At 40.6% G+C, this 26,985-nt stretch carries 21 protein-coding genes and 1 pseudogene; 12 read left to right on the forward strand and 10 right to left on the reverse strand.

Annotated elements, in window-relative coordinates; all coding sequences use genetic code 11:
* The first annotated feature begins 167 nt into the window (after positions 1-167).
* Positions 168-1,205: an endolytic transglycosylase MltG gene (mltG, locus tag V6R21_RS21935; protein WP_334245685.1), complete on the forward strand. Its 1,038-nt coding sequence runs from the start codon at positions 168-170 to the stop codon at positions 1,203-1,205.
* Between the two features lie 115 nt (positions 1,206-1,320).
* Here the strand turns inward: mltG and V6R21_RS21940 are convergent, their stop codons facing one another.
* The gene (locus V6R21_RS21940; protein WP_334245686.1) at positions 1,321-2,154 is read right to left on the reverse strand and encodes an aldo/keto reductase; all 834 of its coding nucleotides are present in this window, start codon (positions 2,152-2,154) and stop codon (positions 1,321-1,323) included.
* A gap of 84 nt (positions 2,155-2,238) precedes the next feature.
* A complete protein-coding gene (locus tag V6R21_RS21945; RefSeq protein WP_334245687.1) occupies positions 2,239-2,955 on the reverse strand; it encodes a Dph6-related ATP pyrophosphatase in 717 nt (238 codons plus the stop codon).
* A 166-nt stretch (positions 2,956-3,121) separates the two neighbouring features.
* On the opposite strand from V6R21_RS21945, the gene V6R21_RS21950 reads away from it, so the two are divergent.
* Positions 3,122-3,688, forward strand: a complete 567-nt coding sequence (locus V6R21_RS21950; RefSeq protein WP_334245688.1) for a pentapeptide repeat-containing protein — start codon at positions 3,122-3,124, stop codon at positions 3,686-3,688.
* 48 nt (positions 3,689-3,736) lie between these two features.
* On the opposite strand, the gene V6R21_RS21955 is transcribed toward V6R21_RS21950, so the two are convergent.
* Positions 3,737-4,744, reverse strand: coding sequence for an alcohol dehydrogenase (locus V6R21_RS21955; protein WP_334245689.1), 1,008 nt, complete (start codon positions 4,742-4,744; stop codon positions 3,737-3,739).
* A gap of 465 nt (positions 4,745-5,209) precedes the next feature.
* On the opposite strand from V6R21_RS21955, the gene V6R21_RS21960 reads away from it, so the two are divergent.
* From V6R21_RS21960 to V6R21_RS21970, 3 genes are all read left to right on the forward strand, one after another.
* The gene (locus tag V6R21_RS21960; protein ID WP_334245690.1) at positions 5,210-5,722 is read left to right on the forward strand and encodes a hypothetical protein; all 513 of its coding nucleotides are present in this window, start codon (positions 5,210-5,212) and stop codon (positions 5,720-5,722) included.
* Between the two features lie 519 nt (positions 5,723-6,241).
* Positions 6,242-6,766 (forward strand): helix-turn-helix domain-containing protein, encoded by a 525-nt coding sequence (locus V6R21_RS32430; RefSeq protein WP_408613045.1) that lies wholly within the window; start codon positions 6,242-6,244, stop codon positions 6,764-6,766.
* A 294-nt stretch (positions 6,767-7,060) separates the two neighbouring features.
* A complete protein-coding gene (locus tag V6R21_RS21970; protein WP_334245691.1) occupies positions 7,061-9,745 on the forward strand; it encodes a T9SS type A sorting domain-containing protein in 2,685 nt (894 codons plus the stop codon).
* Positions 9,746-9,993: 248 nt separating this feature from the next.
* Here the strand turns inward: V6R21_RS21970 and V6R21_RS21975 are convergent, their stop codons facing one another.
* Both V6R21_RS21975 and ggt read right to left on the reverse strand, forming a co-directional pair.
* Positions 9,994-10,383 (reverse strand): VOC family protein, encoded by a 390-nt coding sequence (locus V6R21_RS21975; RefSeq protein WP_334245692.1) that lies wholly within the window; start codon positions 10,381-10,383, stop codon positions 9,994-9,996.
* Positions 10,384-10,785: 402 nt separating this feature from the next.
* Positions 10,786-12,495, reverse strand: a complete 1,710-nt coding sequence (gene ggt, locus V6R21_RS21980) for a gamma-glutamyltransferase (protein WP_334245693.1) — start codon at positions 12,493-12,495, stop codon at positions 10,786-10,788.
* A gap of 253 nt (positions 12,496-12,748) precedes the next feature.
* On the opposite strand from ggt, the gene V6R21_RS21985 reads away from it, so the two are divergent.
* Positions 12,749-13,933, forward strand: coding sequence for a lactonase family protein (locus tag V6R21_RS21985; protein ID WP_334245694.1), 1,185 nt, complete (start codon positions 12,749-12,751; stop codon positions 13,931-13,933).
* Positions 13,934-14,653: 720 nt separating this feature from the next.
* Here the strand turns inward: V6R21_RS21985 and mgtE are convergent.
* Positions 14,654-16,036: a magnesium transporter gene (gene mgtE, locus V6R21_RS21990; protein ID WP_334245695.1), complete on the reverse strand. Its 1,383-nt coding sequence runs from the start codon at positions 16,034-16,036 to the stop codon at positions 14,654-14,656.
* A 287-nt stretch (positions 16,037-16,323) separates the two neighbouring features.
* On the opposite strand from mgtE, the gene V6R21_RS21995 reads away from it, so the two are divergent.
* Complete coding sequence (locus tag V6R21_RS21995; protein ID WP_334245696.1) at positions 16,324-17,655, forward strand: NAD(P)/FAD-dependent oxidoreductase; 1,332 nt, start codon at positions 16,324-16,326, stop codon at positions 17,653-17,655.
* A gap of 70 nt (positions 17,656-17,725) precedes the next feature.
* Here the strand turns inward: V6R21_RS21995 and V6R21_RS22000 are convergent, their stop codons facing one another.
* Positions 17,726-20,068 (reverse strand): SpoIIE family protein phosphatase, encoded by a 2,343-nt coding sequence (locus tag V6R21_RS22000; RefSeq protein ID WP_334245697.1) that lies wholly within the window; start codon positions 20,066-20,068, stop codon positions 17,726-17,728.
* 1,016 nt (positions 20,069-21,084) lie between these two features.
* On the opposite strand from V6R21_RS22000, the gene V6R21_RS22005 reads away from it, so the two are divergent.
* From V6R21_RS22005 to V6R21_RS22020, 4 genes and pseudogenes are all read left to right on the forward strand, one after another.
* Positions 21,085-21,987, forward strand: a complete 903-nt coding sequence (locus V6R21_RS22005; RefSeq protein ID WP_334245698.1) for a S1 family peptidase — start codon at positions 21,085-21,087, stop codon at positions 21,985-21,987.
* A 422-nt stretch (positions 21,988-22,409) separates the two neighbouring features.
* Positions 22,410-22,931 (forward strand): DinB family protein, encoded by a 522-nt coding sequence (locus tag V6R21_RS22010; RefSeq protein WP_334245699.1) that lies wholly within the window; start codon positions 22,410-22,412, stop codon positions 22,929-22,931.
* A 104-nt stretch (positions 22,932-23,035) separates the two neighbouring features.
* Positions 23,036-23,371 carry a 5-carboxymethyl-2-hydroxymuconate Delta-isomerase gene (locus V6R21_RS22015; protein WP_334245700.1) on the forward strand — a complete coding sequence of 112 codons (336 nt, stop codon included), beginning with the start codon at positions 23,036-23,038 and terminating at the stop codon, positions 23,369-23,371.
* 215 nt (positions 23,372-23,586) lie between these two features.
* Positions 23,587-23,889: pseudogene (locus V6R21_RS22020) on the forward strand (HAD domain-containing protein); the annotation flags it as partial.
* Between the two features lie 228 nt (positions 23,890-24,117).
* On the opposite strand, the gene V6R21_RS22025 reads toward V6R21_RS22020, so the two are convergent.
* Both V6R21_RS22025 and V6R21_RS22030 read right to left on the reverse strand, forming a co-directional pair.
* A complete protein-coding gene (locus V6R21_RS22025; RefSeq protein ID WP_334245701.1) occupies positions 24,118-24,525 on the reverse strand; it encodes a hypothetical protein in 408 nt (135 codons plus the stop codon).
* Positions 24,522-25,097: an RNA polymerase sigma factor gene (locus V6R21_RS22030; protein WP_334245702.1), complete on the reverse strand. Its 576-nt coding sequence runs from the start codon at positions 25,095-25,097 to the stop codon at positions 24,522-24,524. The genes V6R21_RS22025 and V6R21_RS22030 overlap by 4 nt, the downstream gene beginning before the upstream one ends.
* A gap of 217 nt (positions 25,098-25,314) precedes the next feature.
* On the opposite strand from V6R21_RS22030, the gene V6R21_RS22035 reads away from it, so the two are divergent.
* Positions 25,315-25,674 (forward strand): DUF6249 domain-containing protein, encoded by a 360-nt coding sequence (locus tag V6R21_RS22035; protein WP_334245703.1) that lies wholly within the window; start codon positions 25,315-25,317, stop codon positions 25,672-25,674.
* 575 nt (positions 25,675-26,249) lie between these two features.
* Here V6R21_RS22035 and V6R21_RS22040 read toward each other — a convergent pair.
* Positions 26,250-26,906: a 3-oxoacid CoA-transferase subunit B gene (locus tag V6R21_RS22040; RefSeq protein WP_334245704.1), complete on the reverse strand. Its 657-nt coding sequence runs from the start codon at positions 26,904-26,906 to the stop codon at positions 26,250-26,252.
* Positions 26,907-26,985 lie beyond the last annotated feature (79 nt).

Here is a 26,985-nt window from a genome sequence, read left to right on the forward strand (position 1 = left end):
AGCACTCGGAACTTTGGGTGCTTGGTATTTTATTGTATGGGAAAGAGATTTTATGATTTTTTTAAAAACTTTGGCAAGGATTTACGTACAGGTAGACCTATTATTGCAACAATTGTAAAAAAGTTTGGGTTACTCCCTTACAAGAGAGAAAGAAACTGGCACACACAATGAACAAAAGATTTAAAAGACTGATCTATATTTTTATTGGTATTTCTGCCTTGGCTATTACTGTGATTGTTTACGGGTATCAAACCATGTTTACCCCCAATATTATGACGACACAGGACGAAGGCATATTATTTATCCCTGAAAACGCAACCATTCAGGATGTAACCGACTCACTGGTAAAGCACGAATATGTAAACGACATCGTTTCATTTCGCTTTGTCAGCAAGCTCATGCATTACAATGACAATGTTAAGCCTGGTCGTTATCTGCTGAAAAGAGATATGACCAACCGTGAAGCGGTAAGTGTTTTACGCTCTGGCTTGCAACAACCTGTTAAAGTGACCTTCAGTCATGCCCGTACGCTAGAAGACCTAGCTCCAGTAATTACCAAAAACATTAGATGTACACCTGAAGCATTTATGGCAGCGGTAACCAACCCTGAAGTAGTTCAAAAACTAGGGTTTGATACAGTTTCTGTCAGAAGTATGTTTATCCCTAACACCTATGAGCTGTATTGGAACACTGATGTAAACGGACTGTTGGAGCGTATGAAGTATGAGTACGAGCAGTTCTGGACAAAAGACAGAAAAGCAAAGGCTGAAAAGTTAGGCCTGTCTCCACTTCAGGTTACGACGCTTGCATCTATTGTACAAGCAGAAACAATCAAGGGTGACGAAAAGCCAAGAGTAGCTGGTCTGTATATGAACCGCCTGAACCGTAACATGCTGTTGCAATCTGACCCTACCGTAGTCTATGCTCTTGGAGATTTCACTAAAAAACGAATCCTGACAAAAGACCTTGAGGTAGATTCACCTTACAATACTTACAAGCACACTGGATTGCCTCCTGGCCCAATCAACATTGCCAATATCCAGTCTATTGATGCAGTACTGAATATGGAGAAGCACAAATATATCTACATGTGCGCCAAGGAGGATTTCTCAGGTTACCATAACTTTGCTGAATCTCACCGTGAGCATATCAACAATGCCAACCGCTACCAGAGAGCACTTAGCAAGGCTAAGATTTACAAGTAAGAGAATTGATGTCTGAAGCCAGATGCTCTAGACATTAGATATAAAACAAAAAAGGCTTGGCACTACGTTAACTCCGTAGGCCAAGCCTTTTTTTCTATGTGCTTGTCTCTAGCGACTAAAAATCAAAATTATCAGGATCAGGACCAATTCTTCTGCCACGATCCAACAAATTGATCTGCTCCATATCCGCTTCTGTAAGTTCAAAGTCAAATATGGCTGCATTACTGATAATCCTTTCTTCTTTCACCGATTTTGGTATCGTCACAATACCACGCTGCAGGTTCCATCTCAATACGATCTGAGGCACTGTTTTCTTGTACTTGTCAGCCAATGCCACCAATTCTTTCACCTCAAAAGCAGCCCCCTGCATCAGAGGTGCCCAAGCTTCCAGCTGGATACGGTGATGCTCACAAAACTCGACCAACCTAGGTGACTGCAAGTATGGATGGAACTCGATCTGGTTAACCATTGGTATCACTTGGGCATTATCCATGACCTCTTCCAATTGGTGCCTTAGAAAGTTACTGACCCCTATGGCACGAATTCTTCCGTCCTTGTAAAGTGACTCCATAGCCCTCCAGGTCTCCGTAAACTTTCCTTTTACGGGCCAGTGTACCAGATAAAGGTCAAGGTAATCTGTCCCCAATCGCTCAAGACTCTCATCAAAAGCGGTCAAGGTAGAATTGTATCCCTGATCTGCATTCCAAACTTTTGAAGTCAGGAAAATTTCTTCACGTTTCACACCACTTTGGCGCATTCCTTCCCCTACCCCTTCTTCGTTTTGGTAAATGGATGCTGTATCAATACTTCTGTAACCATGTTCCAATGCCCACTTGACAGATTGGATCACCTCTTCTCCATCTTCCGCCTTAAAGACTCCCAGACCAAGTGCAGGCATCTCAATACCATTGTGCAGTGTAAATGTTCCTCTTAGGTTATGGACTTTCATTTGGTTTAATTTTAATGATCTATCAATAATCACGTGGCTATGACCTACGGTTCTTACATGCTAACAGATATCTCCTTGATCTGTTTACACTGTTTCTGTAACAGGTAGTATATCAGTGTAATAAAATTCCGTCTGCCACTCCTTATGTATCTCGTCTCCTTCTTCTTTTTTGTAAGACTTATGTACCGTCTCCCCAATTTCATAAGGAATAGGATTATTGAAGATAGGTCCATCAAATACGAACGAATGGTATTCTCCATTTTCACCACATACATCGACATCCTTCGGCAAGTCCTTCACAAAATCACGGTCGATTACCCTGCCTGCAAAAGATTTGTCCAGCTTGCTGCCATTGATACAAACCACCACCGCTTTAAAGCCTAAGTCCAGAAACTCATCCATCAGCTTGTCAGTCGGGATTTTCCAGAGCGGGAAATCACCTTTCATATCAACCAGTGCCAGTTTGTCTTCACGGTACTGCCTGAGGTCTTCCAAAAAGATATCACCAAAGACAGAGTGGGTAAAACCATCGTCCCTAAAGCCCTGCATTTTTTTCGCCAACTGCTTGTCGTATTCTTCCATACTCAATGTTGTAGGCAATTGCAAAGTAGCCAGCGGCAGTCCGATTTGCGCCACCTGTTGCCTGAGCAGGCTTCCCCTGACACCATGCATAGAAATACGTTCATATTCTTCACTCATAGCAGTGAGCATCATCAGCGCTTCGTATTTCTTGCTTTGCAATGTCTTGTACAGTGCCAAAGATGAGTCCTTGCCTCCGCTCCAGTTAAATATCGCCTTCATATTATTTTCCTGTCTTTGATTTTTGTTGATAGGTAAAGGTACAAACTGACAAACGCTAAGAAATGATCTTTGCTATAAAGTGAGATATTTTGAAAATGACCCTTCGGGTTTACCTCTACATTTTCATTATCTTTCCAATTCTAACAAACGGAAATCACCCATAAACATGCATAGTTACACTGAAGAACAATTCACACCAGCTAATTTTCCAGAACATGAATTCTCAGGGTCCGAATTTGAAGACTGTACATTCAGCAACTGTGACCTGACAGAAATGGATCTTTCCAAAGCTACATTTATTGACTGCCTGTTTGAAGACTGCAATCTCAGCATGGTAAAACTCACACAAACCATCCTGAACCAGGTAAACTTCAACCGCTGCAAGATGATTGGCATACACTTTACAGTGTGTAATCCTTTTCTGCTCTCCTTTTCCTTTGCCGAATGCGATCTTAACTACTCCAACTTCGAAAGGCTAAAGATCAAGAAGACACGCTTCCTCAACTGTAAGCTGCAAGAGACTAACTTTTCGGACGCTGAACTCACAAGGTCAAGTTTCAATGGGTCTGATTTTGAGAAGGCGACCTTCTCCTATACCAACCTAAGTGAGACGGACTTCAGGAATGCGCTCAACTACAGCATTGATCCTGAACAAAACAATATCAAAAAAGCCCGTTTCTCGCTAGATGGCGTGAAAGGGCTGTTAGAAAAGTATCAGATCTCGGTAGACTAAAACATAAGGCAACAGAGATACCACGGCTGGTCTCTCTGTTGCCCTAAATCAGCTTATCTTCAGAACAACACGGAACCTTGCCTTGTTTTCGAGCATTTTCTTATAAGCTTCTTCTGCTTTCTCCAAAGGGTAAGTCTCAATCATTGCCTTGGCACCTGTGAGCGCACTGAAGTTCAGCGTATCCTCAGAGTCCTTGGCATGCCCGCTTGGCCAACCACCCACAGACTTCCTACCCATAATCAGTTGCAATGGAGAAATCTCCATCGGTTCCATACCAGCTCCTACCACCACAATCTTACCATTGATTCCCAAACCGTCTACCAAAGGAGAGATGGATTTTCCATTAGGGGCTGTCGCAAGGATTACAGCAGCGCCTCCCAATTTCTGTAACACCTCCGCAGGGTTTTCCTTTCCAGCATTGATATAGACAGCTGCCCCTAAATCCTTAGCCAAATCTTTTTTGCTGTCGCTGCCGGAGATTGCCACCGTCTTGAACCCCATCTTATGGGCAAACTGAATAGCCAGATGCCCCAAGCCTCCAATTCCTTGTACAGCCACTACATCACCTCCTTTTGCCCCTGAGTTACGTAAGGCATTGAAGGTGGTAATCCCTGCACAAAGTAAAGGTGCCGCTTCCATCGCATCCAGTTCATCAGGTACTGAAGCAACTGCCTCCTGAGGAGCAGTCATATACTCAGCATACCCACCATCAAAGGAAATTCCGGTTACCTTACCATTCTGACAATTGATAAAGTCACCACTACGGCATGGCTCACACTCATGGCAATGACCGCCGTGCCAACCCACACCCACTCGCTGTCCTTTCTTCCATAGGTTTACACCTTCTCCAACACTTTCGACCGTACCGATTACCTCATGTCCGGGAATACGAGGATACTCCAGACCAGGAAACCCTCCTTCCTTGACAAACATATCACTGTGGCAGATGCCACATGCCTGTACCTTAATCAGCACTTCACCAGCTTTGGGTTTAGGAATTTCACGGTCTACCAGTTCAAAAGGTCCACCAGCTTTGGATACTTGAATCGCTTTCATGATTGTTTAGAGGTTATTTATTTGGGTAAAAGAAATGATTAATTGCAAAGTGAGGCTACTCATATTGAGTGCATTGAAGGTCTAGTGAAAATAAGTAATGCCTTAGTAGGAGAAAAGAAAAAACAGGGATGATTGTGGGATAAATCCTTTTACTGACCAGCTGCGATATGGGTAAAAGAAATGATTAATTGCAAAGTGAGGCTACTCATATTGAGTGCATTGAAGGTCTAGTGAAAATAAGTAATGCCTTAGTAGGAGAAAAGAAAAAACAGGGATGATTGTGGGATAAATCCTTTTACTGACCAGCTGCGATAAAAGCAAAGTTTGTATCCTTTCTTACAAGCCTCTGTACTTGGATAGCAACAGTTATTAACTTCTAAATAATTTCGGATAGGATATGGAAACCGACACCTATCCTAACCACTATAGGTAACAACAATTTATTTAACCTTAAAAAACTAACTTATGGCAATTGCCCCAAGTGAATACAGCCTAGCTGAGATTTTCAAAACAGAAAACTACAGCCTGTTTGCATCCAACATCACAGGAGCCCAGAAATTTGCAGATGATGTATCCTTATGGATCCGTGGACTAAGCGTAAAAGCTGACGCATCGGACATTCAGGAACTCAAAGACCTAAAGCGAAAACAAGAGCTGGAAGACCGTAAAAAGCTTTTGCTGAACCAACAGGAAACATTGCAAGAAGACATTGCTACTGAACAGGATGCACAAAAGAAGGAAGACCTTGAGCACGAACTGATGGGTGTAACCTACAAAATTGGAGAGGTAAACAGATTGCTGACTCGCAGCATTGGTGGCTTGGACTTTATCAGGGACAATGCTGAACTAAAAGCCAATGAGGCTATTGTAGCACAGGTAAAGCAGGGCGTCCTGACCTACCTCAACGATTATGTGGTAACAGGAAATCTGGGCAGCGGCACAGTGACCTTTGACGGTCAAGCATTTGTTGCTCCATAAACTTTAGCTACCTACTCCAATTCGATTGCCTTGATACGGGACACACCCATATGTATCAAGGCTTTTTTGTGCCCAAACCTCACATCTGCTAAAATATATTTCAGCAGGAAGATTTAGCATAAATCAGAGATGTCTATAAATGAGCTAAATATTTAGGGAAATTCTAACTCGCATTAATTATGGAGATGGATTAATTAAGATGTACTAAATAACCGGAGTTATCTCGTTGCCCGTTTCGATGCTGTTGCACGCGCGGTAAAACCCATCGCTATTATATTTTACCCTTTCAAGGCAAAAGTCCCGAAGGGACAATATATATCAGCGATGGACTTTTAGTCCATCGTCATGGGAAACTATTTTTTAAGCCCTGAAAGGGCGACATAATCCATCGTTCACGTTACATTTTGGGTGTTACATTATTAAACACCAAATCATTAGAATTGAAGGAGTAGCTTATCTTTTGATATCCACAGCTTTCTGCCTATTTTAATGTAAACCCATTATTTTCACTCCTAAAAAATGTACCGCCACCTCAGCCAGTCCCAACGTTTTGCTATTGCCTTGCTGTTAAAAGCCGGACACTCCTTCTCTGCCATTGCCAAACAATTGGGGGTACATCGTTCTACGATAAGCCGTGAGGTCAAGCGAAATATATACAAGGGAGAGTACCATCCTGTTCAGGCACAACAACTTTATCAGGGAAGACTTTTTGTAAAGGCATCCTGCCGCAGGGCGATTGCCATTCCCGACCTTCACCCAAGAAAAAATCAGCTACCCTACTGGAGAGGCTATATTGCGTGGCATTCAGATTGGCAAGACCATTATTTTCGTAGAAAACAAGAAAGGATCCACTTATTCCGACTCCGTCAAAAAAGCCTCTATTCACTATACGACAAACCTATTCAGCCTACTCGGCATGCCCATTGTGTCAAGCTGCTAAAAGAGAAGTGGCGCGATTTGCTTCACCTTTCTCCTTCCCTTCCTCAAAAATTCACTCCAGAGATACGCTCCTCAAAGCAAGCGTGTGTATTTCTGCGTGCCTAAAACTGCCAAGCGTCATTTTATTTCACCATTATCTACGCTAAGATAGGCTATGCCCCCCTTATGGCATCACCGTATTTCACGAACGGTGATTCTTTTGCCTTAAATTCGGCATCATTAGGATACTCTTTTCTTTCAATCACACATTCAAAATTCTTGTTGCACTTACTCACGTAATTATCTTCAGTTCGACAAAAGGTCATACAAGATATACCTCTTCCTAAAAGCCTTTAGAAAATCAAAATCTTCTTACCTTTGGATGTTATTTTTTGAAGGGATACTAAAACCAACTTAACTATGTCTACAACCTATTTTATTAAAGCTACTTTGGGCTTTATGCTACTCTTATTATGTTTAACTGCCCATACTTTTGCTACCCATATTAGAGCCGGGTATCTCACTGCTAGCAAAAAAGACAACAGCACTAATTTGACTTACCTAGTAAGTGTCACCTTATATAGAGATGTCACTGGAATCCCTGCTGGTGAAGGGCTTATTAGTTTTGGAGATGGATCTGACCCTACCTACGTGATGCCTCAATCATTAGGGTTTATTGATAGCAGACATACTGAAGTTTTAAAGTATGAAGTGGAACACACCTTCACCAATGAAGGGAGTTTTGGCATATCCTATTTTGAAAGAAATCGAAACAACTTTATAAAAAATATGGATAAGTCTGGAAATGTTCCCTTTTATATAGAGTCCACTTTTGAAATAAATCACCTAATTGAAACAAACTCTTCCCCAATATTATTGGTTCCACCTACTATTAAAGCAAGGATAAATCAAACCTATCGATATAACCCTGGTGCATTTGATACCGATGGTGACAGTCTTTCATACAGACTAACAGTATGTAAACAGGGAAAAGACCTACCTGTCCAAAATTACCGTTTCCTGAATGACGCTAGCGAAAACTGGATAGGTAAACAAGAAGACTGTACTTCCGAGGGACAATTTTATATTGACCCAATAATTGGTGACTTGGTATGGGATACACCAAATGAAGTAGGCGAATACAATGTTGCTTTCTTTGTGGATGAATGGCGGGAAGGAGTCAAGATTGGTTCTGTAAATATGGATATGCAAATTATTGTTACTGACCATCTAAATATCCGACCTGAAATCACCATTCCTAATGACACTTGCATTGTTGCAGGACAAATATTGGAAGGGTTGATAGTAGGCAAAGACAATAATCAAGACTGTTCTAGTACGTTTACCCCTTCTTTGGATGCTGTTGATGTCTCATTAGTTGCTAACCCAATTGTTGGAGGAGCGACAATGGAAGTTCAACAAACTACTGTTTATCATCAACAAAACGCTATTTTCAATGCACAGATAAACATTGAGAATATCCGGTCTCAACCATACCAATTTTCATTTCAGGTACTCGACTATCCTTACCTTAACAATTTTGAACAAAACTGGCAATTGCAGTTAGGAAGCACAAAATCATGGCGAGTAAAAGTACTGGCTCCAGCACCTGAAGCACTTACAGCCAAGACGGATCAGGTTACAGGTAGCGTTCAACTCGATTGGAATGCCTATGACTTAACCAATGCTGATAAAATTCATATCTACCGCAGAAAAGGCGCTGTACAATTTGATCACCAATGCAAGGGTGGGATTCCAGAGAGTAGCGGTTACGAGAAGATAGCAGAGGTCAATGCCAATCAAGCCACTTATACAGACCTAACTACTTACAAAAGCGCAGAGTACAGCTACCGGATTTATGCCACCTTTAAAAAACCCAAAGGGGGAATCAGTGTCGCTTCTGAACCTGCCTCTGCTTTTGTTCCTCCCCATACTATTATTCAACAGGTTAGTACCTTAGAGCCTGCTTCTGAAAATGGAAAGGTGCAAGTAACTTGGACAAAAACAAATGATGGAAGTTTGGCTAAACCTATTACCTATACTTTATACCGTGGAGAAGGTTTAAATGGCAAGCAAAACCCGACAGCAATTGCCAGCAACCTACAGGAAAACGACACACTATTTGTAGACCAATCCAATACGGAAGAACAGCTATCCCATTACTGGGTTGAGGTATATGCCAATGGCACCTTGGCTTTGACCACCCCTACCGCCTCACAGGTAAATCTGAAGTCCGTTCCAGCTCAAGATGGCATTGAGCTGCTTTGGGAAATGGATGTACCTTGGAGCATTACTGATACCACACTGACACATTATATATACCGACAACAGCAAGGAGTGGATAATGGCTTTGTCCTGATGGATAGTGTAAAAGGAAGTATCTCCAACCATTACTTCGATAATGGCAGTGCACTCAACCAGCCATTGGCAGAAGGTCAGGTATATAATTATTACTTATCTATACAGGGCAATTATAATCAACAGCCTATTATGCTTCCCAACCACTCGTTGGTGATAGCCGACACCATACTGGAAGCGGTACCTCCCTGCCCTCCTGTGATTGAGTCCACTCGGGATGGGGATATTATTTCTTTTATTGCCAATACTGAAATTGCTCAAGGCTGTGACGATGAAGTGGTTGCCTACCGCCTGTATTACTCCCCTATTGCTAATGCTGTAGCACAAGACTATACCTTGGCAGGTGAGTACAATTCCACTAGCTTTTCCTATTCCAATAATATAAAGGGGTATATCAACTTTGCTGTGACAGCGGTTGATGCATCGGGCAATGAGAGTCCTTTTAGCAATACCATTATTGTCGACTATGTAACTGGAGGGCTTGACGAACTGGATTTCCTGCAACCGCTCCTTTACCCAAATCCTTCCAAAGGGAGTGTTACTTTGCAAGTCAGCTTATCCAAAGGCACACAGCTATCTTGGCAGGTAATCTCCAGTCAGGCAAAAGTGGTACAGACCAATAGTCAGTTCTTTGTATCAGGAACACATCGGATACCTGTGAGCCGAAAGCAACTTCCTGTAGGTATCTACTTGATCAAGATCTGGACAGCAGAAGGTGCTCACTTTATCAAGTGGATTGCTGAATAATATACAAATCACAGGGTGTTACAACCCACTGATATTCGGAGACCTAAACAAACGACACTAAACTTCAATAGGTCATTGAAAACCTGACTCTAAATTAAAGCATAAAAAAAAGCCCTGTTCCAATCTCTTGGTAACAGGGCTTGAAGCACTTAAAAGCCGGTTATTTCATCACACTAAGTCGGGAATGTTGACATTCATATAAACTCCTTCCATATTAAAAGGTTTTTCTTTTAGCTTTTTTTGACAGTTTATATTGTAATCTCAATTCTGTTCTGCTCAGGATCAAGTACCACACTTTCGTAATAGCCATCTCCAGTAGTACGCGGTGCGCCTACTACCTGATAGCCATCCGACTCCAGTTGTGCTGTCAGCCGATCTACTTTTTCCTTGCTCCCAACTGAAATAGCAAAATGAATAATGCCTATATATTCAGCCAAAGCATCGTTTAGGTTAGCAGGAATGTCCGGCTTTGCCATTAACTCCAGTCGGGCACCTTCTTCAAAAGAAAGGAAGTAGGACTTGAACTGTTTTTTAGGGTTGACATACAATTCCCCTGCCTTGGCTCCGAAATATTTCTCATAAAATGCTCGACATCCCTCCAAATCTTTTACCCAAATGGCTAAGTGCTCTATTTTCATTACTGATTCGATTTATAGATTCTTTAAGCAAGAATTGGAATAGAGATTCTCTATTCTAACCCTTTCAGGATTATGATATAATGAATGCTGTAAAATCCTGATTACCATCCGGAGCTAATATGGTTTGTTTCCTTCGGTAACAGGGTTTACTGTAAGAGAAAAAATCCCAAAGGGATTCAATAATAGTAGCCGTAGGCAAAAGCCTACGGTATAAGTAATTCCATTTATCCAACTCCAAAGGAGTTGAACCTATAAACCGTTGTAGCGTTTAAAACTTCCGATTTCAATGACACATCTGCTTAATTAACATCAACTCCGCTCAGGGAAAAAAATAGTGTTTATAAATACGGTAAATATTGATTGTGATAACATTTACTGCCCCAAACGATAGACTCAACAAAATCAATATCCTCTTGCATCATCATCAGGATTACGAGGGTCAGCAGCTCCTGAGAGTTTTCCATCTGCCAAAACCTGAATGGCTTTAATTACCGCCATCCGGTCAACCTCCGTTATTGTATGTCCCATTGCTTTCAGGGAGTCGAGAGTCTGCTCACCTAAAGTTCCCTTCTCTACCATTATGGCATCTGGCAACCACTGATGGTGGAAGCGCCCTACATTTACGGCTTCCGCTACAGGTAAACCAAATTCGGCTACATTCAAAAATACCTGATAGACTGCTGTGATAATGGTAGAACCTCCCGGTGCCCCGATCACCATAAACAGCTTACCTTCCTTTTCGATAATCGTTGGAGTCATAGAGCTGAGCATCCTCTTTTGAGGATGGATGGCATTTGCTTCTGCCCCTACCAACCCAAACTGATTGGGCACACCCGGTTTGGCACTGAAGTCATCCATCTCGTTGTTCAGGAAGAAGCCTGCATTTCCTACTACTACTTTATTACCAAAGTTTGAATTGAGGGTTGTGGTTACTGATACGGCATTCCCTGCTGCATCTACCACTGAGGTGTGGGTTGTCTCAAAACTTTCCTTCACCAATTCTACCTTCTCTGCATCTATCTCTTCGCTAGGCGTTGCTTTGTCTGGATGGAAGCTTGCCATTTTAACTGCCAAATAATCATCCTGCATAATGGAGTCTTGCGGAACAGGGAAAAAATCTGCGTCACCCAAATACTTGGCTCTGTCCGCATAAGCACGCTTGCTTGCTTCCGCCATTAGATGTACCGACTCAACTGTATGTAATCCATAGTCTGCCAACGGGAAAGGCTCCACCATTTTCAGCATCTGGCTCAGGACGACACCTCCACTTGAAGGTGGTGCCATCGAAATGATTTTATACTGCTTATAATCTGTAGTGACTGGTGTACGCCATTGTGCCTGATAGGAAGCCAAGTCCTCTTTGGTAATAATCCCGTTACCACGTTGCATCTCTGCTACAATCTTATCAGCTGTCAGGCCCTTATAAAAACCATCCCTTCCCTGATCACGAATCAGTTTCAGTGTCGCTGCCAATTCTTTCTGTACTAGCCTGTCTCCTTTTTGCCATTCCTGATTGGTAAAGGCATGCGCCACTGTATTCTGTTTATCGAAGTCTTCCTGGTACTTGTTCAGCCTGCTTGCCTCCGTTTCAGAGAGCAAATATCCAGCTTCTGCCAAATGGATGGCAGGCTCCACCAGTTGCTTAAATGGTAGGTTGCCATAGCGGCTATGCGCTTCTTCCAAGCCTGCTACAGATCCTGGCACACCTGCTGCCAGATGTCCGTTACGACTCAATCCATCCACCACATTTCCGAGGCTATCCAAGTACATATTACGGTCTGCAGCCATCGGGGCTTTCTCCCTGTAATCAATAGAAGCTATTTCACCATCATGGTTTCGGATTACCATAAATCCTCCACCTCCAATATTCCCTGCCCTAGGATATACGACAGCCAAAGCAAACTGTACCGCTACCGTGGCATCCATGGCATTACCACCTTGGCGCAAGATGTCCAGTCCTACCTGTGTAGCAAGCGGGTGGGCAGCAGCTACCATTACCGAATCGGCAACAGCAGTCTTATGGGCGGTGTAAGGGAGTTCTTTTTTACAGGAGAAAAATAGCGTCACAAATGCCAGCGTCAGCAGCCATGCGTTGTTTCGAAGTCCAGTCATCAGTTTTATACTATTGAAGTTTGATACAAAAAATTTGAATCGGCAAAGCTGAATATACAAAATCTGTTATCAACTCGGATATTTATCCTGAAAGTGGACAGTAATAAGGATATTGGTTTAACTTGTGGCAATTATTCAGGACTGATGATTTTTACCACAAAATCTTTCATCCCATAACTAAATAACCAGCTGTTGGAGCGTTCCTTCCAGCAGCCTTTCTGTTTGATTTTTTCGAAAACGAAATCCTTAGACTATGCACAAACAAATTGCCCTATGGCTAACAGGACTTTTACTAGCAGGACTTTTTCAACAGTGTTCTTCTCCTTCACAAAAGGAAACCAAGGAGACTGAAACCAACACCAAAGTTGCCACTAACGACTATCATTTACTGATTGGCACTTACACGGCTGGAAAAAGTGAAGGAATTTATGTTTATCGTTTCAACAACGATAGCGGCACCTTACATCATGAGTTTACAGCAAAAGGTGTAGAGAACCCATCTTTCCTGACAGTAAGCAACGACGACAAGTACGTATATGCTGCCAATGAAAACGGAGAAGGTGAGGTTAGCGCATTCCAGTTTGACAACAAGACTGGTGCTTTGACATTTATCAATAAGCAGCCATCCAACGGTCAGCACCCATGCTACCTGACTACTGACAGCAAGGGTAAGTTTGTGATCGCAGGCAACTACTCAAGCGGAAACTTGTCCGTATTGCCAATCGGTCAGAACGGAGCATTGGAAGCTCCAGTACAAACCATCCAACATACGGGAAATGGTTTCGACAAAAAAAGACAGGAAGCCCCTCATGTACACTCTACCGTTTTGGGTCCGGATGAGCATTACCTTTTTGTGGGTGACTTGGGTACAGACAAAGTAAATATCTATCCATTTGACCCAAGCAATGAAAAGCACCCGCTTGCTGAAGAGAAAGCCTCTTTTGCAAAAGTAACTGACGGCTCAGGTCCAAGACATTTCACATTTGGTAAGAATGGAAAGTTCGCTTACCTGATTGAAGAGATGACAGGAAAAGTAGCTGTATTTGCGCACAACAATGATTCGCTTACGCTGATCGAAGAGGTTGCCATGACCGACAGTACTTTTACGGGAGAGTCCGGAGCGGCAGAAGTTCGCATCTCCCCTGACGGCAAGTTCCTTTATGCTTCCAACAGACTTGATGCAAACACTATCACTGTTTTTGAGATCAATCAAGAAAACGGAACGCTGAAACAAGTAGATATCGTCTCAGAAGGTATCGATACTCCTCGCAACTTTATGATTGATCCAAGCGGCAAGTTCTTATTGGCTGCTAACCAGAAAACGGATGAGGTAATTGTATTCAGAAGAGATATAGAAACAGGCAAACTAACGCCTACAGGCACACGCATTGAAGTAGGCTCACCTGTTTACCTGAAAATGGTAGAAGCGGTAAAATAATCGCTGCCTCACAAAATGAAAAAAGGTTCTTGGGTGTACGACATTCAAGAACCTTTTTTTGTGCCCATCATTTTAAGCAAGTATTGAAATAGAGATTTTCTATGCTAACCCTTTCACATAATGATGTACTAAATGATGATGTCATCCTGTTCAACCCTTTCAGGGTTATGAGATAATGAATACTGTAAAATCCGGATTGCCATCCGGGGCTAATATGGTTTACCTCCTTCGGAAACAGTGTTTGCTGTAAGAGAAAAAAAACAAAGGGATTCAATAATAGTAGCCGTAGACAAAAGCCTACAGTATTAGTAAACCCATTTATCCAACTCTAAAGGAGTTGAACCTATAAATCCTTGAAGCGTTTAAAACTTCCGATTTCAATAATACATCTGCTTAATGCTTTACCTAACACACACAAAAAATCACCGAAGCAAAAGCTTCGGTGATAAAAAAAGGATTCAGGTAAAGAAAGTATAGCTACACGGGACTACGTGTATCTTTTTACATTCTAAAATGCCAAATAGGCGCGAATTAAGGTTAACGGTCAATACTTTTTGTACTACCCATTTATTAGCTGAAAAAAAATAGGAGTAAACTAATTGGTCTAGAAAATGTTTAAACCTTTCTATGTTCTATACCATTATTACAACTCAAACGAGAAAAATACCCCTAAAGGGGTATAAAAAAAGTGTTACTAAATGTAAATACTCATAAATAACACTAAAGCAAGAGCCAAGAAGCCAACCCGAAGTAAATCATTAAGCCTGTGATATCTACTATGGTGGTAATAGCAGGTGATGCAACAACAGCAGGATCACCCCCCAACCGCTTGACTGTAAGCGGCAATAAGGCACCAATAATTGATGAGCTAATCACCTGCAATGAGATCGCCACTGCAATCACAAAAGCAACGTAGGAAAGTGAAAGCTCACTTGGAAGCTCTGTGGCTGAAGAGAGAAATGCTACTTTAGCAAATGCCAACACCCCCAGACATATAGCCAACATTGTTGAGATACTTGCTTCCTTCAGCATCACCTTGAACCAATGAGAGAACTTGACTTCCCCAACCGAAAGCGCCTGAATCACGACGGTTGAAGACTGGCTACCCGCATTCCCTCCCGTATCAGCCAGCATCGGCATGTAAACGGCTAGCACGACCAATTTATTCAGCAACCCTTCATACTGATGCAGCACCAACCCCGATATAATTCCAAAGGCAGCCAACGCAACCAGCCAAACTATTCGCTTCGAAAAATGCCTCATCACAGGTGTTTCCAAATAACCAGCCTCTTCGTCTGCCACCCTGATGCCCATAATCTTCTGCAAATCCTCTGACTGCTCCTTCCGTAACACATCCATTGCATCATCATGACTTACAATTCCTACCAACTGGTCATACTCATTGAGAATGGGAATTGCCACCAAGTCATACTTCTCAATCAACCTTGCCACTTCCTCACGGTCATCCGTAATCATCGAATGGATATATTCTGTATGCAATATCTCAGATACATTTTGAGTCGGCTCAGCCAACACCAACCTTTTCAAGGTGACAAACCCAACCAAATGCTTCTGCTCATCCACGACATAGATATAGTAAAGCATTTTGCCGGATGGAGCATCTCTTCTTACTTTTTCCAAAGCCTGCGAAACCGTCATCTTCAGCCTGATGGTCGCAAAGTCTGTATTCATAATTCCCCCTGCCGTATCATGTGGATAGGCAGACAGTTCCAATACATTCTCCCTGATAGCTTTACTCAGGAAAGGCATCAAGGCGGCCTGTTCTGTCGCTGTAAGACTCTGGTAAAAATCCGCCCGCTTATCTGAAGGCATCTCCTGAAAGATCTTGGAGAAACGTCTTTTATCAAGGAGATTGAAGAGTTCTTCCTGTTTCTTGGCAGGCAAATCAACAAATACACTTGCCTGTGCTTCCATCTTGAAAACAGAAAGTACCCTGAGTGCCTTTCGTGGTTCGAGTGCCTGCAAGGCTTCAGCTACTTCTATGGCAGGCATTTTACTGAGCAAGGCTTCCAGTTTATCCCATGCCTTGTCCTGAATCATGGTGGCGATCAACGACTGTCTGTCTTGGATTGCTGTTGTCATTCGGATGGAAACAGTTTAAGTGAGTGAAAGGAACTTAGTGCTGTAGGTATAAGTAGTTTTTTCCTAAACAATAAATTGGGTCAAGGAGGTTGGTCTGGCGTGTATCAATTCTTCCTTAAATTTGAATTTAAGTATCGTTCTGTCGTTATGGTGACCATATAAATTGAAAAAAAGCACCATTATGTCGTCGGGTTATGCTTGAAACACCCGCATTTATATTTTCTTCTGATAGTTTATCGTCATCTTTCCTGACAATTCAAGGTATATCAAATTAAATTGCTGCCAATATGCACATCGTCATTATAGGCAATGGTATCTCGGGCATTACTGCCGCCCGCCATATTCGAAAAAGAAGTAATCATCGAATCACCGTTATTTCTGCCGAAACAACACATTTCTTTTCCAGAACTGCGCTCATGTATATTTACATGGGGCATATGACCTATGAGCAGACCAAGCCTTATGAAGATTGGTTTTGGGAGAAAAACAGGATTGAATTGCTCAACAAGTTTGTAGACAGAGTTGACACTGGCCACAAGAAGCTCCTTTGCTCTGACGGCAGCAATATTACCTATGACAAACTCATCTTGGCGGTTGGGTCCAAGTCCAGAAAGTTTGGATGGAAAGGAGAAAACCTACAGCATGTACAAGGACTGTACAGCTATCAGGATCTTGAAGCAATGGAAACAGCTTCTGAAAACTTGAAGCATGCTGTAATTGTTGGCGGAGGTCTGATTGGTATTGAGATGGCTGAGATGTTTCATACCAGAAAAATTCCCGTGACGATGCTGGTAAGAGAAGAGAGCTATTGGCGCTCTGTACTCCCCAAACAGGAAGCCGAGATCGTTAAGCGGGAGATCGCTTTTTTTGGTATAGAAGTCAGGTACAATACAGAACTGAAAGAAATCTTGGATGATGGAAATGGCAAGGTAAAAGGTATTGTAACCAGTCAGGGAAAAGAAATAGCCTGTGGTTTTGTGGGACTTACTATCGGTGTACAGCCTAATATTGACTTCCTGCAAGGTTCTGGAGTAGAAACAGACAGAGGTATCTTGGTCAATGAATTTTTGGAAACCAATATTTTGGATGTCTACGCAATTGGAGATTGTACCCAATTCAAAATTCCTATAAATGATCGAAAACCAATAGAACAGGTTTGGTATACAGGAAGGATGCAGGGAGAAACACTGGCTGCTACCATTTGTGGAAAAAGAACAGCCTACCAACCTGGTCCTTGGTTCAACTCAGCCAAGTTTTTCCATATTGAGTACCAGACCTACGGTAAAGCTCCTGCCAATATGAATGAGCTGCAAGAAGAGCTGTACTGGGAACATCCATCGGGCAAAAAATGCATCCATATTTTCTATGAAAAAGATACCCACCAACTTTTAGGTATCAACCTATTAGGGATAAGGTATAAACACGAGGTTTGTAATGAGTGGCTTGAGAAACGAAGTGATATGCAGGAAGTCCTCATTAACCTGCATAAAGCCAACTTTGATCCTGAGTTTTTCAGAACCTATGAGCATAAAATTGTAGAACTGTACAACAAGAAACATCCTGACAGGGCGATTGCCTATAAGCGTAAAAAAGGGTGGCTTGAAAAAATATTTGGCTAAACAAAAGGAGGTGCATAGTAAATGCACCTCCTTTTGTTTGATATCATAAAACCTCATTTAGATAACCATATTAGGGAAGCTGAACTCCCAACAGCAGGATATCTGAAGTTTGTGACAAATCCTGTCTCCACTCATCCAATACCTGCGCCAAATACACCTGCTGTTCAGCCATCGAAAGGTTGTGTATATCCAATAACACTTCCTGAAAACGTTGCTCTCCGAATACAGCACCATCTTCACCTTCTTGGTCTACAATCCCTCCTATTGACAGGTAGAAGCTATCGGTACTTGTCCTACTGATAGGCACCAAGTGGTTTGTATAACGAACCAGTCCATTCTCCACATCACCTCCTGCCGCAATTTCATCTCCATTGATGACTGTCAGTTTACCATCCTTGATATAATAGAGAGGACGGTCAGCGCCTGCATATTCCAGAATCCCTTTCTGAAAGTCAAACACACATAGGCTTACTGCCAGCGGATCCACATCACTGAAAACCTGCCTTACAGCATAAAGCCTTTTGTGTAACTCATCCAAAATCCTGTCTGCTGTTGAGATACGATTTACACTGACAATATCATACAACAGCTGGCTGAGAGTTACTGTCATAAAAGCTCCTTTTACACCATCGCCCAATTTATCTGCCACCAAAAGGAATGAACGTGTTCCTCTCTCTTCAAACCAATAGTATGACTGGCTGATGACATCCTTTTGCCTATGGAATACAAAAGTATTTGGCAAGTTGCGTTGTACTCGTTCCAACTCTGGAAAACAGGTACTCTGCTGCTGCTTAGCAAAATTCTCATTTGTCAAGAGCTGTTTTCTTAATGCCTCAAGCTTCTCAGAAAGTGTACTTACTTTTTTGAGTTGTCGAACCAAGTGCAGTTCCTGCTCATCCAGTTTCTCTTCCAAGCCTTTCTTGGTATCCGTCAATTGTTGCGCTACAGCTTCCTTTGCAGCAGCTTCAGACTCGATTTGCTGCGCTTGCTGTCGGATATTACTTTCCTGCTCCTGAATCTTTTCCTGCTGCTTATTAATATAAGTTGCTACCTGAGCTGTTTCATCAGCACCTTTGATTTCCAACTTGAAGTTTCCTGTTTCTGCTACTTTAATGGCTTTCATTAATTTGGCAAAAGGCGTGGATAACAAACCAGCAATCAGCATGGCTAAAAATGCGCCTGCCACAACTACAGCCAAGGACATCAATAATATATAACTTCGAGCAGCCACAACACCTGCCATCGCTTCTGACTTATGTATCTCCGTCACAATTCCCCATTTCAAGCCATTGGCCTCAAGCGGAGCATACGCTGACAACACATCCTTCTGTTGGTAGTTTTGTCCAAACATAACGCCTGTTTTTCCTGCCAATGCCATTCTGGTAGCTTCGGCATTGACCGCCAAACTCAATACAGGTGTTTCATTCTGTTTAATCCTATCCAACATCTCTTCACTTGCCCCTTTCACTTTCATGCTCAGCAAAAACTCAGAAGCACCTTGTTCCCATGCACGTGGAACAGTACGTATACCGTTTACAGCAAACAAATAAGTCTCACCTGTTTCTCCTAATCCAGCATCACTCCACTGTCCTCCATTGTTAATTCGGTGACTTAACCCGTCTGCCTCTACCTTGGCTACCAATATACCAAGAGGTTTTCCATCCTGATAGAATGGTGCTCCTACAAACATGACAGGAATATTTTGAGATGGGCTATGTGCTACAAAATCAGAGATCGCCACTGTCCCTTGTTTTCCATCCCGAACTTTTTCATATACTTTTTTAAGCGGAGACGATGCATACAGTCCATGTTTGATATTGGCAGCCAAATCTGCCTCTCTACGGGATGAGTAAAGTATATATCCAGTATGGAAATCCAACAACATCAGGTCTCGGCACTGAAGCAGCTGACGAAGTCCGCTTAACTGCTGATCTGCCTGCTCGAGTAGCGCATTATAGTTATAGTATTTGTTTTTCTGATTTGCTAAAAGGTATGCCTGATGGTAAAGCGTCAAGGCATCATTTGACACGCACTTATCAACAAAAGCACTTTTCTTGTCTTCCGGTAACTTTAACTGCTCTGCCAACACCTGTGTAAAGTAATCTCTTACATCGGTATCATGACTTTCCAATGCCGCAGCTCTATTGTAAGAGAAAAAAGCTTTGCGTAGCCTTGAAAATGCTGTAGGTGTCACATCCGATGAAGCGGCAGCCAACACCTGTCCCTGAAGCTGATTCAGGTAATCTACGGCTACTGCTTTGCTAGCATTCCTTATTTGCTCCAGCTTTCCTGCTGCCTTCTCTTTTTCAATTGATATAGTATAGAAATATGAAAAAGTAGCTACCGTCAACGCTGGTACTACTCCTGCCAGCAAAAAATAAAAAATTAATTTGCTTCTGATCGTCCTGAACATGCTCCTGCTAGTTTAAATCTAAATCTCTCTATTGTTAAGGTTTTAGCATCGGTGGTTCGATTCTCTCCGAATGATGCTATAATTTTAGGTTTAAGTCAATAAGTGATTGATAATCTAATGTTTACTAGTATACATATGGAAATCACGTGGAAATTCTACATATAGTACAGGTATCACTAAACAGCAACAACATCAGAAAAACACACACTTCAGTAAAAGTGGGAAGTTTTGAGTATAAAGCCTTTCCGGTAACATTTCACAATGTCTTAGTAGCTCTATCATAAACCTCCTAGGTACTACAATCTATAAAAATTATGCAATTATGAACATATAGTTCCTTTTTTCACAAACAAATTGACTCCTTGATCCCATTTTTGATTTTAACAACATGTATATAACCTAAAAGTAGCGGTTTCCTTATAAGTATTTTTAAATACTACCTCTTCAAAAAGTCCATCACCATCACAAATGAACTAAAGTAGCTACTTCAGACCGATGTATTGGCAGAATTCAAGAGGGATCTTTATAGTCTAGATTTGTCCAAATGGATGTACAACGGAAGGGAGAATCTCTGATAGACCAAGTAATTTAATACGATGGGCTACCTGATTTGCAAATCATATTACCAGAACAACACTGATAAAAAACAAGCGATATACAAATTGTTAAACACGAATAATTCTGAGAAGATGATCGAAGGGGTTGACTTTCAGGACATTTTACAAAACGACATACATCACCATAAATATCCTTTTTGATAAAGAGATAAAAAAGCTTTTCTGCAATACCTCCAAACTATTTTAGCCATATAACATCAAGAAAACGTCTAATAGTTAAGCTCCTCCCTACTGCCAACCTTCCCTATGAATTTACATCCTGATAACAACTACGTGTCTGAAAAAGTAATTTTCTCTAGAGATATGGTAACTAAGTCCATATAATATTAAGAAAAATGTAACTTGCGGCCTCAAAACATAAACATATTAAACTATATATATAAATCATTATTTAATACTATGAGATACTTTTTGAAGCCACTTTTTGTATTCCTATTCACTTTTGTCGCCATTACAGCACAAGGCCAGCTATTTAAGAATAACATCCGTCAATATAAAGTACAATTGGCAGGCAAATCTGCCGACCTGATCGATGGTGGTGGTGTGATATCGGCAGACTCCATGAACACCACATTTAAAGACAAAGGTTATGGTCCTGTGACTGTTAACCTTGAGTCCATGAAAAAGAAAAAACTGCAACCTGGTGAGATATATAACCATGTTTCTGAAGCCACAGTCATCGTCTCTTCAGCAGGTAGATGTGGTGAAGTAAACGATCGTGGAACGGAGTGTAAACGGATACATACTTACCCAGCTTCCGGCTATGTCATCGATTCAGAAGGGATCATCGTAACCAACTATCACGTAGTGAATGGATACGTTACGAAGTATAATAAAATCTCGAGAGATGTTTTGGTCGTCATGCTTAAGGATGGGACAACCTTTCCAGTGACAGAAATATTAAGTGCCGATAAATCCAATGACTTGGCTATCATCAAAATTGATCCTAAGGGTGTAAAACTTCCAGCATTAAGGGTAGCTACGAAAGACGCTGAAATTGGCGACCCAGTGTATATTGTAAGTCACCCCAAGGGATATTTCTATACATTCTCTTCTGGAATGGTCACTGATAAATTTAGTGAAATCAATGCGGGACAGTACAGAAACCTAATGGCCATTTCTGCAGACTATGCGGCTGGCTCCAGTGGTGCTGCGATCATTGATCAATTTGGCAATGTGATTGGGACCGTTTCTTACACTAAGACTTTGCTACACTCAGATGATGATGCCAAAACTCAGATGGTACTGAAAGCAACGATTCCATCTTCTTGTCTTTTAAAATTAATCAAGGAAGGAAACTAAAAAATTCAGTCTACAGGAAAGGCTCATTATATAAAGTATGTTCTGTTAGATAAAAGTTACCTGTTAAATACAAAGCATTGAACTAGTCATAAATTTAGTTTGTGCTGATATTAAAAGCTGATAGTGTACAAAGATATTTTTTGTATGCCATCAGCTTTTATTATTTCTGCCTCGCTATAACTATTGAGATTACCTTTCTGAATACCATTTAGACTTATTCGAATGACTAAAGGTATACTCAACTTCTACTGGCACATTGTTTATACCATACAATCCGGCAACAAAATATTTGAACAAAATCAAGAATCAACTAGATTAAAGAGTTTTTGAAAAGGAGAGACAATTACACACATTAACTTATTACATTTCAACAAATTACACCATTACTCAATTATTAATAACAAAACCATAAAACACAAATAATGGAAAACACAGATGCTAAAAAAAATCCAGCATTTCTGGAGTATGTATTAAAGCTAAATGGAGATATTGAACTGACAGAAGCTTTAAAATTAAGTTTAGAAAGAATCAATGAAATTGATATTGATCAGTTGAAGAGAATTGGTTTGAAGACTTATGAAAAAGATAAGTGGAGTATTCATAAAATACTACAACACCTTATAGATTGGGAAAGAATCTGGTGTTACAGAGCGATACTTTTTGCTCGTGGAGAAGGGACTATTCCAGATGGACTTGATCAAGAAATAATGGGTAGTAATTCGAATGCGGATGAACTATCAATTGAACATCTCATCAATGAACTTCGAATTGTACGCCAATCCACCATATTGATGTTTGAATCTTTTAATAAAAAAATACTTGACACAAATTGTGAATTTTTTGAATACGAGATGCCTCTTTTTGCAATTGGCTTTACTATTACAGCACATCAAATACATCATTTCAATGTATTAAAAGAGAAATACTTTCCTTTAGACAAATAAATGACAAGTCAACTTTAATTCTTAAGCACTGATTTGAGCAATGGATTAAGCCCAGACCTTGAAAAGTGCTTATCAAGCAGCTCAATATATTTAATAAGTAAAATATGCCTCATTGTATCGTTGAGCATTCGTCTTTCATTAATGCGAGTGAATTGAACAACAAAGTATTTCTAGGTGCTTTAGAGTCAAATCTATTTGAGCCAGATGGTAAAGATATAAAAGTCCGCAGTATCGCATACGAACATTACCAAACGGGTTCAGAGCGAGAAGACTTTATCCATATTACTGTACGTATACTTTCTGGTCGTACGGAAGAGGATAAACTTAAACTGTCCAAAGCAATTATGTGTCAATTGGAATCTCTTCAATTAGTTGGTATGTCTTTAACTGTAGAGATTGTCGATATAGAGAGAAGTAGTTACTCAAAACGAGTGGTTTAAATAAGAATTTTAAGTACGGTTTATAACTTATGCCAAAAAAATAAATGAAATCAAAAGTCCTCATATTAGAATTAGATGGAGTACTGATCACAACACCACCTTGGAAACCTGACGAAATTCACCCTGATGGGTATTCTAAATTCAATGATGACTGTGTAAAGAATCTTAATGAGCTACTAACAATTAAAGACCATGATATTTGACTTAGTTCAACACGCAGAACCGTCAAGACTTTGGATGAGTTTAATAAGATTTTCTCCAATAGGAATATCAATAAACCAATCACAGGGTTTCTTCCAAAGTATGCAGATTGCAAGAATCGAAAAGAGGAAATCACACGATTTATCAGTAAGTCTGAGATAAAAGAGTTTTTAATCATTGATGATGACAAATCCTTAAATGGAATTTCAGGTGAATATAAAGAGCGATTAGTTTTAACTGAATTAACCAAAGGCTTTAACAGTGAACGGTTGAAATTAGCGAAGGAAATAATCAAAAAAGATTCTACTAAGATGTAGAAATACGTTTAAACGTATATTTCATTTAGTTTTAAAAGAGAGTACCATAAGGTGGTTTTAAAGCTAACATAAAACTTAGGTTTTCTCTACACATACCTTCGTTGACTCCTTTTGTTTTTGTAGCGAAAGAGCTATAGCAATACCCTCAGGCTTCAAAAGCCCAAGAAAATAAAAAACCGTCTCCTTAAATGAGACGGTTAATCATTTTATATCAACACTAAAATAAGCCTAACGTTTACTCAGGTTTTTTAAAAGCCATTTGTCAAACAACACCAAAATCCACCATCCTACTCCCGCTACAGCAATCAGTAAGCTCATTTCATGTGAAGGCTTGAAATAGAAGACCATATCCTTCAGAATTTCCGAAAACCTTTCTCCCATCATCAATATCAGGTAATGGTCGTTCGATGGCGCTATCCAAATGGTACTAATTCCCATTACAACTGCTAAAAACAGCAGGAACCATTTGAGGTGGTTTCCAAAAATTGGTTTTACTTCCAATACCTTTGACTGCTCCTGAGCACGCACTTTTTGCACTACATTTTCGCTAAAACCCTCGGGGGCTTTCTCAGCTGATGTCCTAAAGTAGTGCTGATACAATTTGTCAGTCACCTGAATATCACCTCTATTTTTCATAACAGTTCCTTTGCTTCTTCTTTTAGTAAAGTAACCAGTTGCTTTTGCAGCTTCTTTCGGATTCGGTGTATTTTCACCTTGACATTACTAATTGTAAGTCCAGTAATACCTGACACCTCCTCCATCGACTTTTCTTGCAAATAAAACAAGGTAATCAATACCCGCTCCGGTTCATTAAGGCTATCCAATGCTTTTGCCAAATAAACATTTCTGTCTTCCTGATTCAGCACTTCCAGTGATGAGCCAAAATCAGCCCCTGTTACTGGCAAGTCAGAAGCTTCATGAAGCGGACGCTGTTGCAACTGCTTTTTCCGCAGCTTGGATAGTGACGCATTGTACACAATACGGTATAACCATGTAGAAAACTTTGCTTGACGATTAAAGGAGGACAAATGATTGAATGCCTTTAGGAAGCTATCTTGCGCCACCTCTTCAGCATCTTCACGGTTTTTCAACAGCTGATATGCCAAATTGTAGGCATAGTCCTGATATTTATCTACCAGAAACCTACAAGCCGACATATTGCCTTCCTGAATTTGGTCAAGTACAATTTCTTCTATCTCATTTTCCATTGTGTAGCAGCACCAAGAGAATCAATGTAAATCAAATGCTAATTCACCCTTAATATTTGGGTTCGGTCATTTGACTACATAACATCCAATCAGGTTACAGATATGAACGACAAAATCGAAAATGCATATTAAAAAAAAAAATTGGTATGGTGTAACCACTTAACCAAAAGCGTAGTCAAAGGGGTAAATAAAGTAAGCAAACAAAACCAATAAAGATATGGAAGTATTGATAACAATGATTGTGTTCGGAACATTTGGAGGCATTATCTATATGTTTATTTCCACCCGTCACAAAGAGCGAATGGCTCTGATCAATCAAGGCATTAATCCGCTAGAATCGAAGAAGTCAGGAGGAAAGTTGCTTTCAAGACTTACCTTAAAGATTGGACTGATGCTGGCTGGTGTCGGTGCGGGTATCACAATGGGGAGTATACTGCATAAAATGCACCTGATGTATGAAGAGCCTGCTTACTTCTCCATGATATTGCTGTTTGGCGGACTTTCTCTGCTGTTTTACTATAACAAAATCAAAAAGGAAGAACAAGATGAGCCTATTGATTTCGATGATATCATCTAAATACTCCTACACAAAAAAATCAAAAATCCCTTGATTGCTTCCTGCATTTTCAAGGGATTTTTTTATGCTGCTTTTATGATAACTTTCTTACATGTATTTATTTAAGATTTACTTTAAATATTCTCAACACATATCACATCCCCCTCCCAAACACTCTTTAAATATTTATATTTTAATCCCTCCCAATAATTTCTCATATCATTTTACTAAAAAGTACAATAGACCTACAAAATTACACCCAACACACTAAATACACCATGTTACACACCTTGAAAGCATTCAGTAACATACCTTTGCAAGTATTAACAACATACACGCAACATTATTCATATCTTAGATATAGATAAAAAAATAAGTAAGACAGCAATTGAATCACTTTATCATTTCAAAACTTTGAACTCTCTATATGATATAATTATTACACTACATTAAAACTTAATCACCAGCCAATCCCGCACACTCACTACTCCCTATAGTGAGATTATTCTCCTTCCCTTGTTTCTCTATTAAATTTCTCTATCCAAATTAAGTGGGGTGGATTTTTCCACCCCACCCTTCCTTTATACCTACTGCACCTATAGTTTCATCTCAGGTACTTCCCCATTATAAATTACTTTTCCTTCAGTAGCAGCTACAATCTCTTCCACACTTACTCCCGGAGCCCTTTCCAAAATCTTAAAGCCGCCACCCGGTACAACTTCCATCACGGCTAAGTTGGTTACGATCTTTTTCACACACTTCACTCCTGTAATAGGAAGTGTGCACTCTTTCAGCAGTTTTGATTTTCCTGACCTATCAGTATGTTGCATAGCAACAATAATATTTTCGGCTGAGGCTACAAGATCCATTGCACCCCCCATTCCTTTTACCATCTTTCCCGGAACCTTCCAGTTGGCTATATCTCCATTTTCTGATACTTCCATAGCCCCAAGAATGGTTAAGTTGATATGTCCTCCTCTGATCATGGCAAAACTCTCCGCTGAACTAAAAAGCGAGGAGCCTGCAAGCATCGTAACAGTTTGTTTGCCTGCATTGATTAGGTCTGGGTCAACATTTTCTTCAGTTGGAAAAGGACCGATTCCCAAAAGTCCATTCTCAGATTGAAGTACCACATCCATTCCTTCTGGAATATAGTTTGCCACCAAAGTAGGTATCCCAATACCAAGGTTAACATAATAGCCATCCTTTACCTCTTTGGCTATTCTTTTTGCTATTCCATGTTTATCCAGCATATGTGTTTTATTAATCGGTTATTATTATGTGTTTGTATATGTCAAGGGGCTAGTAGATTATTCTTTTCCCCTGATGAGT

This window comes from Limibacter armeniacum (assembly GCF_036880985.1).
Lineage (GTDB): Bacteria > Bacteroidota > Bacteroidia > Cytophagales > Flammeovirgaceae > Limibacter > Limibacter armeniacum.